The organism is Litorilinea aerophila (assembly GCF_006569185.2).
GTDB classification, from domain to species: domain Bacteria; phylum Chloroflexota; class Anaerolineae; order Caldilineales; family Caldilineaceae; genus Litorilinea; species Litorilinea aerophila.
Genome location: NZ_VIGC02000006.1, coordinates 195467 through 210691 on the forward strand (window position 1 = coordinate 195467; position 15225 = coordinate 210691).

The 15225-nt window shown below is 59.5% G+C and carries 6 protein-coding genes, 6 tRNA genes and 1 pseudogene; 10 read left to right on the top strand and 3 right to left on the bottom strand.

The features are described 5' to 3' along the window. Positions 1-19 precede the first annotated feature (19 nt). From FKZ61_RS06235 to FKZ61_RS06245, 3 genes are read right to left on the bottom strand one after another with little or no spacing between them, the layout of a single operon-like run. Positions 20-1381, bottom strand: a complete 1362-nt coding sequence (locus FKZ61_RS06235) for a glycosyltransferase family 39 protein (RefSeq protein WP_141609216.1) — start codon at positions 1379-1381, stop codon at positions 20-22. Positions 1382-1383: 2 nt separating this feature from the next. Further along, a complete protein-coding gene (locus FKZ61_RS06240) occupies positions 1384-2505 on the bottom strand; it encodes a virginiamycin B lyase family protein (protein ID WP_141609217.1) in 1122 nt (373 codons plus the stop codon). 1 nt (position 2506) lies between these two features. Then, complete coding sequence (locus FKZ61_RS06245; protein ID WP_141609218.1) at positions 2507-3385, bottom strand: ABC transporter permease; 879 nt, start codon at positions 3383-3385, stop codon at positions 2507-2509. 403 nt (positions 3386-3788) lie between these two features. Between FKZ61_RS06245 and FKZ61_RS06250 the strand changes: the two genes are divergently transcribed. The 10 genes and pseudogenes from FKZ61_RS06250 (at position 3789) to FKZ61_RS06295 (ending at position 14960) form a co-directional block, all read left to right on the top strand. Then, positions 3789-5057 (top strand): molybdopterin-binding protein, encoded by a 1269-nt coding sequence (locus tag FKZ61_RS06250; RefSeq protein ID WP_141609219.1) that lies wholly within the window; start codon positions 3789-3791, stop codon positions 5055-5057. 36 nt (positions 5058-5093) lie between these two features. Then, a pseudogene (gene moaC / locus FKZ61_RS06255) lies at positions 5094-5567 on the top strand (cyclic pyranopterin monophosphate synthase MoaC); the annotation flags it as partial. Positions 5568-5640: 73 nt separating this feature from the next. Continuing rightward, a complete protein-coding gene (moaD, locus tag FKZ61_RS06260) occupies positions 5641-6423 on the top strand; it encodes a molybdopterin converting factor subunit 1 (RefSeq protein WP_141609221.1) in 783 nt (260 codons plus the stop codon). A gap of 736 nt (positions 6424-7159) precedes the next feature. After that, positions 7160-7243 (top strand) — tRNA-Leu (locus FKZ61_RS06265). Positions 7244-7256: 13 nt separating this feature from the next. Next, positions 7257-7328, top strand: a tRNA-Ala gene (locus FKZ61_RS06270). A gap of 39 nt (positions 7329-7367) precedes the next feature. Further along, positions 7368-7439, top strand: a tRNA-Gly gene (locus FKZ61_RS06275). Positions 7440-7469: 30 nt separating this feature from the next. Further along, positions 7470-7542 (top strand) — tRNA-Phe (locus tag FKZ61_RS06280). A 111-nt stretch (positions 7543-7653) separates the two neighbouring features. Next, positions 7654-7724: transfer RNA gene (locus FKZ61_RS06285), tRNA-Gln, on the top strand. A gap of 74 nt (positions 7725-7798) precedes the next feature. Next, a tRNA-His gene (locus tag FKZ61_RS06290) sits at positions 7799-7870 on the top strand. Between the two features lie 439 nt (positions 7871-8309). After that, positions 8310-14960, top strand: coding sequence for a CARDB domain-containing protein (locus tag FKZ61_RS06295; RefSeq protein WP_141609222.1), 6651 nt, complete (start codon positions 8310-8312; stop codon positions 14958-14960). Positions 14961-15225: the final 265 nt, after the last annotated feature.

Here is a 15225-nt window from a genome sequence, read left to right on the forward strand (position 1 = left end):
TCAACCCATGAACTCTGCGTCAACTCAGCAATCCGTAATGCGGGATTACGATTTCCCAGATGATCAGGGCATTTACAACGATTGCGAGCAAGATTAAGGTACCGCTGACAAAAATTTGTCGACGAGGTTGTCGCGGCATAATACTGAGCAATCCTCCTGCCACAAGCGTACTGAAAATTGGGATAAGGCTTTGCAGAAAGCGAAACTGTGGTTGAAAAACGGTCATGTTAATCCGTATATACGCAGCTGTAGCGCCTAAGCACCAGACAACGAGAATGGCGGCTATCAGATTGCGTTCGCGTAGTCCACTGCGCCACCAATTTCTGCAGCCAACAAATGAAAGGCCAAAGATAAGACTCCACCATAGATAGGCTGAGACATCTGGCGCTGCTACATTCATCCAACCAAATCGAACCCAACCGGAGCTCAAGGTTAAACGGATTACTTCCAGCCAATATTCTAGCTGCAAGACTCGTTCTCCGACCCGGCTAAACGTTTGAGCACTTGACCAAAAATTGGTTCGAATCGTGGGGGTCAGTTGGACTATTGCTGCAGTTGCACCCCATATGAGTAGCATCAAACCGAATTTTTCGATCAGATTCCGGCGTTGTTGTGGCAATCGGATGAATTCTAGCAACCAGGCGGCGACAATTGCTCCGATAACAAAAAGCATGGTCACCTTTGTGAGTACTGCCAGTGCTGAAAGGACTGCCAGCAGAACATATCGCCCGGGCTTTCCTGGTTGTAGAAGCAGTGCCAGCGTGATAGAGGCCAACGCTGTGGCCAAGACATCATTGCTAATTGCCCGGCTCAGGAATAAAAACTGTGGCCAGCCAGCAACCCAGGTACCAGTAAGCAGGGCGGCGATCGGCGCTTTGGGGAAAAGCTGGTGAGCTATTGCCATCGAGGCCCATACCACTGTTAATCCCAGCAAAATTGAGACGATCCGTACACCGATCACTACGCTGGGCTCTTCGCGTTGCCACAGGCTTTGTCGATTTGAATGCAGAAACATCACGCCGGTTTCGCCGAACGCTTCGTTATGTGCCGGGAAATCGATGGCTACTGGACTCCCCGTCATGTAGCCGATTGCCTTTTGCAATAAGCCTGTACCTACATAGTAAAGGGGCATGTGATAGCACATGCGTCCAGACAAGGTAACGCCAGGCTTCCACCACTCCCCTTGTGGTTTGGGCTCGACAATCGGAAGGCGGTTATACAACGCAACCTGTTGGATGCACTGTAAATGTCCTGGTTCATCTGGACTTTCTCCAAGGGGAATGGTCAGAAAATATAATGTGACCAAAAACAGATAGAGAAGTGTAGGGGGGACAATCACCAATCGCCAATTTGTGTATGACAAGATAGTTTTTTTGATCACCTTCAACGTGCTATCACAGGCAAGTAGATTGCGAGATGGTAGGGCGGTTGTAGGGCATAAAGAGCTGAAGCCCCCACATCACTGACCCAAATGATTTGGGTTGTGGGCTCGAAATCCAAAGACGCTAATATGCTGATCTCCCTACCTAATCCTATGCGTTGTACTACGCGCGTGGTTGTCGCATCAATCTGCACAACTTCGCGGTTGGCTCCATCCAGCGCCCACAAAAATGTTTGATTGGAATCAATCCAGAGGTCAATATCTGTCAACTCCGCTGTTGTCCATGGATATGAGTACCACAGCCAGGTAGCCAGCGTGCCGTACATGTAGACGGCTAGTTTAGGGAGATTTTTTGTGGAAATCCAGGGCACACCGGTACTTGTCACGGCCAGTCCACTCACTGTGCCAGGGCCACCACCAGGCCGATTGTCTACCACGCTAACAGTCACAATATCATTAAAAGCGGGCCGATATCCCAGCAGATAATTAATTCCCGGGGCTGTCACCCAGACAATTGAAGAAGCGGTGGCATCGATCCTATCGAGATTGGCATTCCCATAACCTACATTGATCTCTTGAATCGTACCGTTGGCGGGTATGAGGGATGCGATTTTGTTCCCCTTATTTTGTACGAACCAGACATATCCATTCGGAGCAATATCGATGCCGGTCGGTTCACTGTTCGGTGTAGGAATTTCATATTCAACAATGCTTCCGCTCTCCTTGGAAAGGCGTCCAATTCGGTTGCCTTGTCTCTGTGTGAACCAGACATTATGTTCATCAATGGCGAGTCGATAAGGCTCGCTATTGGGGGTTGGCGGCGTATAGAAAGTATATAGATATTGCTCTGGCGTAGAGGCGGAAAGGATCTCTAATGAGCCAATTTTATTCGCTGTTGGGAGTGTAAACCATACTTTGTTCGCATTTTCTACCTGAACATCAAAAGGGGATGCTGGCAGCGGAAAGATTTTTACCGGAGACTCCACCGTTTCCGCCTGGAGTGATGGGGATGAAATAAATATCAAGAATGCAGTCAAACCAATAAAGATAAGGACTTTTCTCCCGAGCAGGGGAAGAGACTCCCTTGAGAATTTCCAGTTTTGAGGTTTGAACAGCGGGTGCATCTTACACCTCTTCACTGAAGTGGCTACTATAACGTACAAAGAACCAATATCCAACAATTAAGAACAAGATGGCCGTGATAGAAGTACGTAAGAAAAAATCTATATCGGTTCGATAACTCCAATACAAGAGGTCTCGATACATGTTAATGAGGGAGGCCATAGGGTTCAAGATATAGAGAAGTCGATGAACGTTGAGCGTAATGCCGAAAAGTTCGTAGGTTGCCGGGAGCATCGATGTCGAATAAAACACCGGTGTTAAGAAAAACCATGCCAACATAACGACGTCCATAATCAGCAATGTATCATGATAATAGACCTGTATAGCGCTTAAAAAGAAGACAATGCCCAGAGTCAAGACCGTTTGAATTAGAATCACAATGGGCAAAAGCGCAATCCATGGACTGAGCTGAATTCCAGAGATGAAAATCAGAACAAATAAAATCAATAGCGCCAACAAAAAATTGATAAGATTAGAGAGCGTCGTCGCAACGGGCAATACCTCGGGGGGAAAATAGATTTTCTTGATAAGATGTCCATTCGTAACAACACTATTTGTGCCAGTCATGACGCTTGCGGAGAAGTAATTCCAGGGTAAAATGCCACTCAGCAAAAAGACTGGATAATTGACAATTGACTGATCTCGGAATAGCAGTGGCGAGATAATGGTGAAAACGAGCATCATGCCTAGCGGATTGAGCAAACTCCACAAAAAACCGAATAGGCTATTCCGATAACGCACCTTCAAATCACGTATCACCAAGTTATAAATAAGAGACCGATAATGGATCAGTAAAACGAGGCGTGTCCCTATGTTATTGAGCAAAAGAGTTGACCAAGTGAATTGCGCCGTCTTTGACAAATGAGCTGACTGCCTCTTCATAATTTTTAACCTGAAATTGCTCTGGCCGTTCTAGGGCAGACCGGAGATATGTACGGAAGATATTACCAGAGACATGACATAGTAGACATAATCATAATGATGGGGGCACATTGTGCAACCGGGATCCGCATGTCCGATTGCTTTCCAGCCACTTCCCCGAATTATACTGGCGTATTGCCCGGACCTCCAACTGGTTGAACCGATCTGTCCGATTCTCCATTGGGTTCGAAACATCCAAATCCGTCTGTAGTAGGCCAAACATGGTCAAAGATACATCTGGATTATAATACGCTGCTATACCCCGAGCGGGCGCGATCCTACCGATTCACCCTCATTCCATGCTACAATATGGACGTGTCGCGATTCGAATGAGACCAAACCCTGTGCAGACCGGATCAGACCCATGACAGCCAGACCCGAATCGCCCTATCCCATGTTGCCGGTGCCCGAGGCGCTGGAGGTAGTTTTGGCCCAGGCCCATCCCCTGCCGGCGCAGACGGTGCCGCTGGCCCAGGCGTTGGGCCACATCCTGGCAGCCGACGTGGTGGCCCGGGAGCCCCTGCCGCCCTTTCCCGCCTCGGTCAAAGACGGCTACGCGGTCGTGGCCGCGGACGGTCCCGGCGACTACCCCGTGGTCGGCGAGGTGACCGCAGGCCGGGTGGCCGACTTTCGCCTGTCGCCGGGCACGGTGGCCTACATCACCACCGGCGCGCCCCTGCCTCCGGGCGCCGATGCCGTGGTCATGGTGGAGGAGACCGAGCGGCTGCCCACGGATGATGGCACGCCCCGGGTGCGGATCCACGCCCGGGTCAAGCCTGGCGACGATGTTCGCCCCGTGGGCGTGGACGTGGCCGCGGGACAGCAGGTGCTGGCTGCCGGCGAGTACATCGGCCCGGCCGAGGTCGGCCTCCTGGCCACCGCAGGCGTCACCCAGGTGCCCGTCTACCCCCGCCCCCGGGTGGCCGTGCTCTCCACGGGCGATGAACTGGTGGAGCCCGACCAGCCCCTGGGCCCCGGCCAGATTCGGGACAGCAACCGGGCCATGCTTCTGGCGGCCGTGGCAGCCAACGGCGGCATCCCGGTGGACCTGGGCATCGCCGGCGACAGCCAGGAGGCTTTGGAAGCGGGCGTCCAACGGGGGTTGGCCGAAGCGGACATCCTGCTCAGCTCTGGCGGCGTCTCCATGGGCGAGCTGGACCTGATCAAGCCGCTGCTGGAACACGCCGGCACAGTCCACTTTGGCCGTATCCACATGAAGCCCGGCAAGCCCCTCACCTTCGCCACCGCGCAGGTGGCCGGCCGCAAGAAGCTCATCTTCGGCCTGCCGGGTAACCCGGTGAGCAGCCTGGTGACCTTTTACCTGATGGCCGTGCCTGCCATGCGCCAAATGGCTGGCTGGCCGAACCCGCACTTGCCCCGGGTTCAGGCCCACCTGGCCCAACCCCTGCCCCTGGATGCCCATCGGCCTGAGTACCACCGGGCTACCCTGCGTTGGGAACCCTCCCTGAACCAGGGGCGGGGCGGCTTCCTGGCCACCAGCACCGGCAGCCAGGCCAGCAGCCGCCTGCTCAGCATGCGCACAGCCAACGCCCTGCTGGAGCTCCCCCAGCGCGCAGGCCGGCTGGAGGCCGGGGACGTGGTGACCGCCCTCCTCATCGGCCCCTTGGGGTAGATACATCTTTGCCAAAGGAACAGAAAGGGAGCACTCATGGCCCAGCCCTTGACCCATTTGGATGCCCATGGCCACGCCGCCATGGTGGACGTGGGCGACAAAGCCGTTACCACCCGCACCGCGGTAGCTCAGGGGGAAGTGCGCATGCAGCCGGCTACCCTGGCCGCCATCCGAGAGGGCAACGTCCCCAAGGGAGATGTCCTGGCCGCCGCGCGCATTGCCGGCATCATGGCAGCCAAGCGCACTCCCGAGCTGATACCCCTCTGCCATCCGTTGCTCTTGAGCAAGGTGGCCGTTGATTTTGAGATCGACGAACGAGAGAGCCGGGTGGTGATCACCGCCACCGTGCGCTGCCAGGGCCAGACCGGCGTGGAGATGGAGGCCCTGACCGCGGTGAGCGTGGCCGCGTTGACCATCTACGACATGGCCAAGGCCCTGGAAAAGACCATGACCATCGGCGGCATTCGTCTGTTGGAGAAACAGGGCGGCAAGTCGGGCCCCTGGCGTCGGGAAGCCGGAGGCGATGTGAATCTGCACGAAGACGTTGGACCGCGAAAGCTGGAAGACGGGGAAGGGGATACCCATGGAAGTCACCGTTAAACTCTTTGCTACCCTGCGCCAGCAGGCCGGTTGGTCCGAGCGGCGCATTGACCTGCCGACCGAGGCCACCTTACAAGATCTCCTGAGCCGGTTGGAAGAGGAGCACGAAAACCTGACCTTTGCCGACCGTCCCGTCTATGCGGCCGTCAACCAGGAGTACGCCCATCTGGACCGGATCCTTGCCCCGGGCGATGAAGTGGCCTTGTTTCCGCCGGTTTCGGGCGGAACCGGCGGGGAGCGAGAGAGCGTCCTTGAGGAGGTATCCAGCCAGGCGGCGCCGAAACTGTATGAAATTACCGACCGGCCCCTCTCCCTGGACGAGGTGGCGGCCCGGGTGAGCCGGGTGAGCTGTGGCGCGGTGGTGGTCTTCAGCGGGACCGTGCGGGGTGAGACGGCCACGGAAGCCGGCGCCCGCAACACCGATTTTCTGGTCTACGAAGCCTATGTGGAAATGGCCGAGCGTATGCTGGCGCAAATCGGCGACGAAATCAAGGCCCGCTGGCCCAAGGTGGAGGCGGTGAGCATCATGCACCGCATTGGGCGCTGTGAAGTTGGCGAACCCAGCGTGGTCATTGCGGTGGCCACGCCCCACCGGGGCGACGGCTGCTTCGAGGCCTGTCGCTATGCCATCGAGCGCCTCAAGGCCATCGTGCCCATCTGGAAACAGGAAAACTGGTCCGACGGCCAGGTGTGGGTGGAAGGGCCCCGCCAGCCAGAACTGGACCTGTCGCCGCCGGGGCAGGAGCATGGAGGGGGAGCGGATTAGTGTTTGTGCAGTCGTCGACCAGATTTGACATCAGAGACCCTCTGTGGTAAATTTAACAAGCAGAATGGAGTGGCTGCGGGCCCCGGGTCAGGGGCCACGAAGGACACCCCAAATCGCGTCGGCAGGTTAACAACCGAAACAGCCCGAAAGTTGCAAGTCGGCGCAGGCCGATATTTCGGATGAATCGTCTGAGTCGGCGGATTTGCAGCTGTCGCTGTCGGCTGTAGAGGCCGGCAGAGGAACTTCCCGACTCCCATTCGGGCCGTTGATGGCGGCTCGAAAGGTTGCCTCACGAAACCGTAAGTGAGGGCGGGCGCCTGGTAACGGGCGTCTGACTACAACCGCAACAGAAAGCATTCCCGCCTCCATGGCGCCCCGTTCGATGGGTGTTGTGGGTGGTAAGGGGTGAAACGGTGGGGTAAGAGCCCACCAGCGGTCACAGCAATGTGGCCGGCTAGGCGAGCGTGCAACTGGGAGCAAGGCGAGAGGGTCACGCTGGAAGCCATCATGTATGGCCATCGCCGGTGTGATCTCGTCGCAGCGGTACGGGTGAGGCCGGGTAACACCCGGCAAGCCACAAGCCGCCAGGTGCAGTTGTCTGGTGCGAAAGCATGGATGGCTGCGCTGAGATAGATGACAGCACGGCCAGGCGGAAGCCAGGCCGGACAGAATCGGGGGTACAAATCCGCTCAAACTTGCCAAAACAGGGCGATTCTGCTACAATGGCGGCTGTTGCGCCGACGTGGCGGAATTGGCAGACGCGATAGACTTAGGATCTATTGCCCGTCAGGGTGTGGAGGTTCGAGTCCTCTCGTCGGCACCTGGGCAATCGCGGGCCCGTGGCCTAGTGGGAAGGCGTCTCCTTTGCAAGGAGAAGATCGTCGGTTCGAATCCGACCGGGTCCACTTCCCACGGCTGCCAGGTCACAGGTAGCAACCAATTTTGCGGGCGTAGTTCAGTGGTAGAACGTCTCCTTGCCAAGGAGAAGGTCGTGAGTTCGAATCTCATCGCCCGCTCACCGGGGCCGGCTTCTGGCCGGCCTTTTTGCCGAGATAGCTCAGTTGGTAGAGCACAGCACTGAAAATGCTGGTGTCCCCAGTTCAAGTCTGGGTCTCGGCACCTTAGTAATTGTAAATGGATAATGGGAAATTGTTAATGGGAAAATTGTCGAGATGACGTGATCCCCAAACATTAACAATTGTCCATTTATCATTGAGCGTTTTCAATTATTGGGGGATCGTCTAACGGCAGGACTACGGACTTTGGATCCGTCAATCGGGGTTCGAATCCCTGTCCCCCAGCTCGGTCGGGGCAGGTGATCCTGCCCCGGTCTGTCACTGGCAACCAGAAGTGGTTGTTGTCTTTCCCCGCCATGGCGCTCGTAGCTCAATGGCAGAGCACCAGATTGTGGATCTGGGTGTTGTGGGTTCGAGCCCCATCGAGCGCCCCTCATCAATCAAGACCGCAGCCGCGGTCAGCCAGGAAGAAGAGTTCAACGGATGACGTTGGGCTCTTTTTTTGTTTTACCATCCTTGCATTTTTTTCAATCTACAGGTGCAATCCACAGATGACATCGATTTCGTAGAAGGGGCAGATGTACCAATGGGGCAAGGTTGCTCTTTTGTAGGCGCAGCTCGTACTGCAGAGTCGTCTGCTGGGGGGGCATTTGGGGCAGAATCTGGGGCATCTGCCCTGGAGCTACGGGGGGGCTCGAATGTAAGGGAGCTTTCAATTGCGTTTGATTTTTGCTGAATTGTTGGCTAAAATGCCCATCAAGACGAGCAGAACGTTTTGACGCTTTTGTTCCTTGTCAGGCCGAAACAGATTTTCGGCCTGACAGGGATCCTATGCAAAATCGAAGCCACTCTCATCTCCCGGAGGTCCCCATGCGACTTGTTCCCCGTCTTCCTCGTCGGCTTCTTACTCTTTTCCACTGCATCTTGGCTGCCGGCCTGATCGTCCAAAGTGCGGCGCCCGTCGTTCTGGCCCAACCGGGGGATCAACCCCTGTTTCTTCCCTGGATTGCCAACGGCCCGGCGCGGCCGGTGGCGGAAGCCCTCTTCCGCACCCACATCACCGTTCGTACGCCGGCCCAGTGGCGCACCCTGGCGCAGATGGGCGTGGTGATCCTGGCGCGGGGTGGGGACTGGGCTTCTGTGCTCGTCGATGAAGCAGGTTTGGAGGAGTTAGCCAGGCGTCGCTTCAACCCGGACCGGACCAACGGACTGGCCCTGTTGGTGTCGGCCAACGAAGGGCGGGACCGGACGGTCGCCGGCAGTCTGGCGCCCCTGCTGGCGCAGGCCGCTGCGGCGGCTGCGCTCCCTACGGAGGAGGAGGTCCAGGCCACGGCCATGCGCGCCTTGCGGACGGCACTGGCCAGCCTCACGGCGGCCCAGCAGGCGTTCCTGGCGGCTGCGGAGGATGTGGACGGCGACAACGACGGCCTGACCGACACGGCGGAAGGCTGGTGGTGCACCGACCCGGCCCGGGCCGACACGGACTTCGACGGCGTGAACGACGGCGACGAGGTGGCCGCGCTCAAGGCGTGGATGAACAACGAGCTGTCCAAGGCCCCCAGTACGGGCAAACCCTTCCAGGGCTGGCCCCATCAGAAGGCGAACTGCTACGACGATGACTCCGATTCGGTGCCCGACGCGGTGGAGCGGCTGGAGCTGGGGCTGAACGCGAACCGGGAGAGCACGGATCGGGACAAGTTCGACGACGGCCAGGAGCTCTTCGGCAACACCTACTGCACGGGCGGGGGCGGCTTCTGCGGCTACGGTGCCCTGCCCCGCAACGAGGACTGGGGCCTGATCTTCGCGGAGATGCCCTCGTGGGTGAAGGCGCCGGGACATCATCCCCTGGTGGCGGCCTTCCCCGTGCCGGAGATCGACGTGGTGGAGTCGTCCCTGCACGTGGAGACGGTCACCACGGTGACCACGGACCACACCATCAGCCAGGGGACGGAAAGATCCTACAGCACGTCCAAGACGGAGGGGACCAGCACCAGTGTGGCGAACACGGTAACGTGGAATGAGTGGCAGGAGGTGTCGGAGTCTTTGCAACAACGTGTGCCGGTTGGAAGTCAAACTACCTTCGCAAAAACAGAACAAGAACAGGCAATGGGTTGGCCTTCACTACTATTAAAAGGCGGGAAAATTATTAGCAAAGGCTCCAAATTGTTGAGAAAAGCTGGGCCGTTATTAAAAGGCGCCGGGAAATTTTTGAAGAAAGCAGGTGAGTATCTTAGCCCAATAGCTGACGCTGTAACGATTTTAGACTTTTTGAAACCAGATGGAACAAAACAACCCCCAGATGAAATACAGCAGCAAGTTAACATTAACCAATACCAATCAGTTGATGTTCGTCTACAAAACCAAATTGAAAATGAAGTATCAGTTATTTTAAATCAAAATTTTGATACAAGTAATATAGTCAATGCGCTTGAAGGATCTCGGTATGCGTACTTAGAATCGGGAAAGCTTATTGCGCAAGGACTTCACGACGTAGCTTACATACTGTCAATGCCTATTAAGAGTACGACAACAACGACAGGGAAATCCTGGGGCGGTTCTCAAACTACTACTCACGAACAATACGAAGAGCACACCATCACCAACGGCGAGGCCTTCTCCAGCAGCGAATCCTGGGGCACCGCCACCGCCGTGGACTCTTCCCACGCTGCAGACCTCTGGTTCACCTACAAGGTGCGCAACACGGGCACCGAGTACGCTACCCAAATCAAGCACCTGGCCTTCAATATCTACATTGGCGACAATCCGAATCCAGTTTGTACCTATTACGTGGGATCGACTTCATGTGGCACCCCGGTCGATGATGTTTTGTTTGTGAACTTCATGCCAGGCGAGGAGCATACTTATACATCTTATCGGATCCCCCTCAGCCTGGAGCAGATGAAGGCCATCGACCTGGGCGGTCCTGTTCGTATTGTTGTCGAGGATTTCAGTTACGGTTTCGATGAGGTTTTGTACAATGACGCGGCCAACGCGGGCATCCTCTTCGCCATGGAGGACGGCACGGACGACGGCGACGAGGCCATTGACACCTACCTCATCCCCACCTGGGGCCAGGAGACGGTGCTGGATGTGCTGGCCCGCTACTTCCCCCACGAGACCGACGCCAACGGCATGTTGACCGCCATCTGGACGCCGGAGTACCGCAGCGACACGCCGTCCTGGTGCCGGGAGCCCCGCCGCCCCACCGACCAGCCCACCAAGGCGGTCTGGTGCAAGAAGGAACTCTCCACCGCAGACTGGTGGAACATCTACACCGACGGCCTGGGCGACGGCTCCGAAGGCTTCCAGGACACCCAGGCTGTGCCCGGCAGTGTGGCCCTCTTCCGCTTCAACAAGGACACCGACCTGGACGGCTTCTCCGACCGCTCGGAGCGCCGCCTGGGCACGGACCCCAACGACGCCTCCTCCTTCCCCCGGCCCGAACTCCTGGCCGGCCTGCACCAGATCCGGGAGGGGGGCCGGGTGACGGCCACCCTCTCCCTGCTCAACACGGGCGTCTACGACGCCTACGGCGTGGAGGCGGTGATGGTCGCGCCAGACGACTCCATCTCCATCACCAACAACACCGTGGGCGGCTCCGGCCGGGTGCGGGCCTTGAAGTCGGTCATCGTGGGCAGCCGCATCCTGCTTCAATCGCCCCTGCCGCCGGCCTGGACCCAGGAAGGCCACGCGGTCCCGGCCGCGGCCGGCTACTACACCGGCCGGGAGGATCGCACCTACACCTTCACCGTGCAGTGCGGCGCGCCCGGCGGCTGCCAGGTGGGCAGCGGCGCGTGGACCCTGGCCTGGAACGACGGCATGGGCAACAGCGGCAGCCTTAACTTCGGCGACGGCTACGCCTCGCCCACCTTCCTGCCCGTGGGCAACCTGGGGCTGACGTTGGCCCTCTACTCGGGCAGCGTGCAGAACGGCGAGACCTTCACCGTGCAGGCCCTGACGCCCCGGGACACTTTCCAGTACACCATCAACCGGGAGCCCTACACGCCGCCCCTGGTCATCGTCTCCTACAACGACCCGCAGGGCAACCACCGCTTCGTCATCCCGCCCCAGGCCATGGACCTGGGCGCGCCCACGGACGACCTGGCCCCCTTCGCCGGGCAGATGCTGGACGACGTGGGCGTGGAGATTGTGACCCATCAGGCCGTCACTCCGGGTGTGAACAGCGTGGACCTGCTGGTGAACAACCCCGCCTCGGTCACCCTGCAGGACGCCCACCTCTTCCTGGAATTCGTCAACATCACCGGCACGGTGGTCTCACAGGTGAGCCAGCAGGTGACCCTGCCTCCAGGCCCCACCTACACCACCCTCCAGTTCGACACCGGGGCCTTCAACCCCGCCTACAACCCGGATGAGGAGACCATCGTCCTGGCCTTCCTCACCGACTACGAGGGCAACATCCTGGACACCGCGGGCCGTCCCCTGAGCAGCTTCCAGCAGGATCCGCTGCCCGTGCTGGCGGGGACCGAGCCCACCTGGGACTTCGGCACGGTGACCCAGGGCAGCCTGCTGCGGCGGGAACTGGCCCTGGCCAACACAGGCCACAACGTCCTCTACACCTACCTGGAGCCCGCGCCCGGCCTGCGCCTGAACCGCACGGCCCGCAGCGTGGGCGCGGCGGACCTGGTGGGCTACGAACTGGTGCTGAACACGGGCGAGTTGCCCGTGGGGCCCTACGACCGTACGGTGACCCTGCGTACCGGCGACCCGAACCGGCCCACGGTCTCCGTGCGCCTGGTGGGGACCATCGCCGCGCCCACGGGGGACACGGCCGGCCAGAACGACCTGCGCCCGCTGGACGTGGCGGTGACGGTGCAGGGGCCCAGGAACCAGGGCGAGTGGGTGGAGTTCACCCACGACCTGGGCCCCGACCCGCAGAGCCTGCACCCGGTGAAGGTGTACAGCCAGGACTACGGCACGCTGCACGGCGTGGGCAAGTACGCCACGGACTTCAGCGCGGGCACCGCCTCCTACGACATGTTCGGCGACGGGCGGGATGGCGTCATGCCCTCCAGCGGCAACCTGGACAACGACAACGGCGCCGGCATCGCCATCGTCAACAGCGGCGCGGCTGGCGCGACAAGCATCAACGTGACTGACGCCTACGCTGGCTGGCGCATCAACCCTGGCGATGTGGTGCTCATCCACCAGACCCAGGGGACGAATGCCGGCTGTTGGGAGTTGAACAAGGCGGTGTCGGATTATGCAGGTGGCACGGCGACGATTCAGCTAGCCAAGGCACTGCAGTGCAACTATACCAGCGGCGGGAACAACCATGCCCAGGTGTTGCGCGTGCCACAGTACTCGACATGCAATGTGACTGGAACGGTCACACCCTTGTTAGGGTGGGACGGCATAAAGGGCGGTCTGTTCGCAGTATTATGTAACAGTCCGATGACAATTGTCGGTGCTATCCAAGCAACAGGTAATAATGGTTCATTCATCGGCGGCGGTAGCTATCCATCACCCCACAAATATGCTGCCGGCGGTATTGGGGCAGGTTTTCGTGGTGGGCAAGGGGACTCCACAACATGTTGCTTCGTGGTCGCTCAAGGACAACAAGGGGAAGGTAACGCAGGACTAGGAGTTGGATCAAGACTAGCTAATGGGATCGGAGGAGGGGGAGCATACAAGACCGATGCTGCATTTGCAGGTGGTGGCGGCGGTGGGAATGCTGCCAGTGGCAGCGGTGGAGGAGCCAGTTCTGTGGCAGGTTCCGTAGAAGCTGGCCTAGGCGGCACTGGATTCAGTTCTGCGTCCCCCCAACCGTTGATATTTGGCGGCGGCGGCGGCGGCGGAGTCAAGGACGGAAATTCCGCGGGTGGTGGTGGTGCTGGCGGCGGCATCGTATTCCTTTCAGTTGCTCAACTGGTTGTAAATGGAACGATCAGCGTTAATGGTGGGGCAGGCGGTGCTATCGAAGTCTTCGATGGCGGCGGGGGTGGTGGCGCCGGCGGTTCAATAATCATTCGAGCTGGCATATTGTCCCTCGGTGCTGGTCGTGTTACTGCAGTTGGAGGTGCGGGAGGCAAGTCCGCAGGTTCAGGCAGTGTAGGGCGTATATACATCGAGTATTGTGAACCCCTTTCTGGTTCCACTAACCCCGCCGCAAGCACCCAGAAACTAAACTGCTACATCGCCGAGCAGGTGGAATCCGTGCCCTACACCCAGGGCCGTCTCAACCTGCCGGAGAACATCCCCGACGGCGAGAGCCGCGCCTACCAGGTCCAGTACGGCCGCCGGTTGGACTTCGCCGACGCCGGCGAGCAGGCCACCACCCTGCGCCTGCCCTCGGCCATGCTCAGCGCGGCGACCCTGGACGTGCTGGTCAGCCAGGTGGGCAGCGGCGATGTCACCGTGCGGGTGGACGTGGGCAACGACGGCTCCTGGGACTGGGAGACCACCCAGAACGTGGACAACGCGGCCACCCTCACCACCGCCGACCTGGCCGGGGCCTTCAACGCCTACTGGTCGGCCCAGGGCGCGCCCACCACAGGGACCCTGGACGTGCCCGTCAAGGTCTCCCTGAGCCAGGGCGGCCAGGTGCTCCTCACCAACCTGCGGGTGGACACCGCGGGCAGCAAACTGCGCACCGTGCGCCTGCCCGGCGGCGCCACCTACACCACCTCCAACCTGGACTTCACCGTGGAGGGCAGCGGCTCCGGCCCCCTGGCCGTCTCCCTGGACGTGGGCGACGACGGCACGGTGGACTGGTCCACCAGCACCACGGCCGGCCTGCCCCACCGTTTGCTCAGCGGCAACCTGGCCGGGGCGGTCAACGCCTCCCTGAGCGGCAAGGGCGGCGAGGTGGACGTGCCCATCCGCATCTTCGTCGCGCCGGACCATCCAGTGCGCCTGGAGGAGTTCCGGGCCACGGCCAACCCGGCCACAGACCTGGTGGCCGGCAGCGTCAGTGTGGCGGCGGCGGACATCCAGGCGGCTGCCTGGCGAGAAGGGGACGTGGTCCCGGTGCAGGCAGTGGTCCAGAACAGCGGCAGCCGGTACAGCGGGCCGGTGACGGTGGCCTTCTTCGCCACGGCCGAGGGCTGGGGCGACTGGTATATCGGCAGCGACTTTGTGGCCAACATTCCGGCCGGAGGGCAGGTAACAGTGGGCACGGACTGGGACACCACCGGCTTCAGCGGCGACGTGCCGGTGAAGGCCGTAGTCAACCCCTACGGGCGGGTAGCCGAGACGGACACCACCGACAACGTGGCCCAGACCTCAGCCCAGGTGGAGCCCGTGGCCACGCCCACGCCAACCCCCACGCCGGTGCCACCCACACCGACGCCGACACCAGTACCACCTACGCCAACCCCGACGCCGGTGCCGCCCACGCCCACAGCAACGCCGCAACCTGGCAACCCACCGGGCGCCACGTCGCCGACGTCCACGCCAACCCCGACGCCACAGCCTACGACGTCCGGCAGCCCACCGGTGGCTACCGGCACTGCAACGCCGACGCCTGCCCACCAGCTTTACCTGCCTTCGGTTCGGCGCTAAACCCTCCAACACATTAATCGGCGCCATCGAGGTACGCAAGGGCTATAGCCGTAGGTCACGCATCCTTGCGTGACATGGGTGCAAATACCCTCGGCATCCATGTCCGGCCGGGAGGCCGGACCTACGGCGCGGTATCCCATCGTAGGTCACGCAGGGATAGGTGATAGGGCTGCAGACACCCCCGGCACTGGGTAGGGTGACTGGTCTAGGTTGGCTGGCTTACAGACGAACCTCTCCCCTCTTCTGATACAATGGCCTTGCCTTT

Excerpts from the sequence above, each read along its gene's own strand:
- FKZ61_RS06240 (WP_141609217.1), bottom strand. The coding sequence starts at position 2,505 with ATGCACCCGCTGTTCAAACCTCAAAACTGGAAATTCTCAAGGGAGTCT.
- FKZ61_RS06245 (WP_141609218.1), bottom strand. The coding sequence starts at position 3,385 with ATGAAGAGGCAGTCAGCTCATTTGTCAAAGACGGCGCAATTCACTTGG.
- FKZ61_RS06250 (WP_141609219.1), top strand. The coding sequence starts at position 3,789 with ATGACAGCCAGACCCGAATCGCCCTATCCCATGTTGCCGGTGCCCGAG.
- moaD (WP_141609221.1), top strand. The coding sequence starts at position 5,641 with ATGGAAGTCACCGTTAAACTCTTTGCTACCCTGCGCCAGCAGGCCGGT.
- FKZ61_RS06295 (WP_141609222.1), top strand. The coding sequence starts at position 8,310 with ATGCGACTTGTTCCCCGTCTTCCTCGTCGGCTTCTTACTCTTTTCCAC.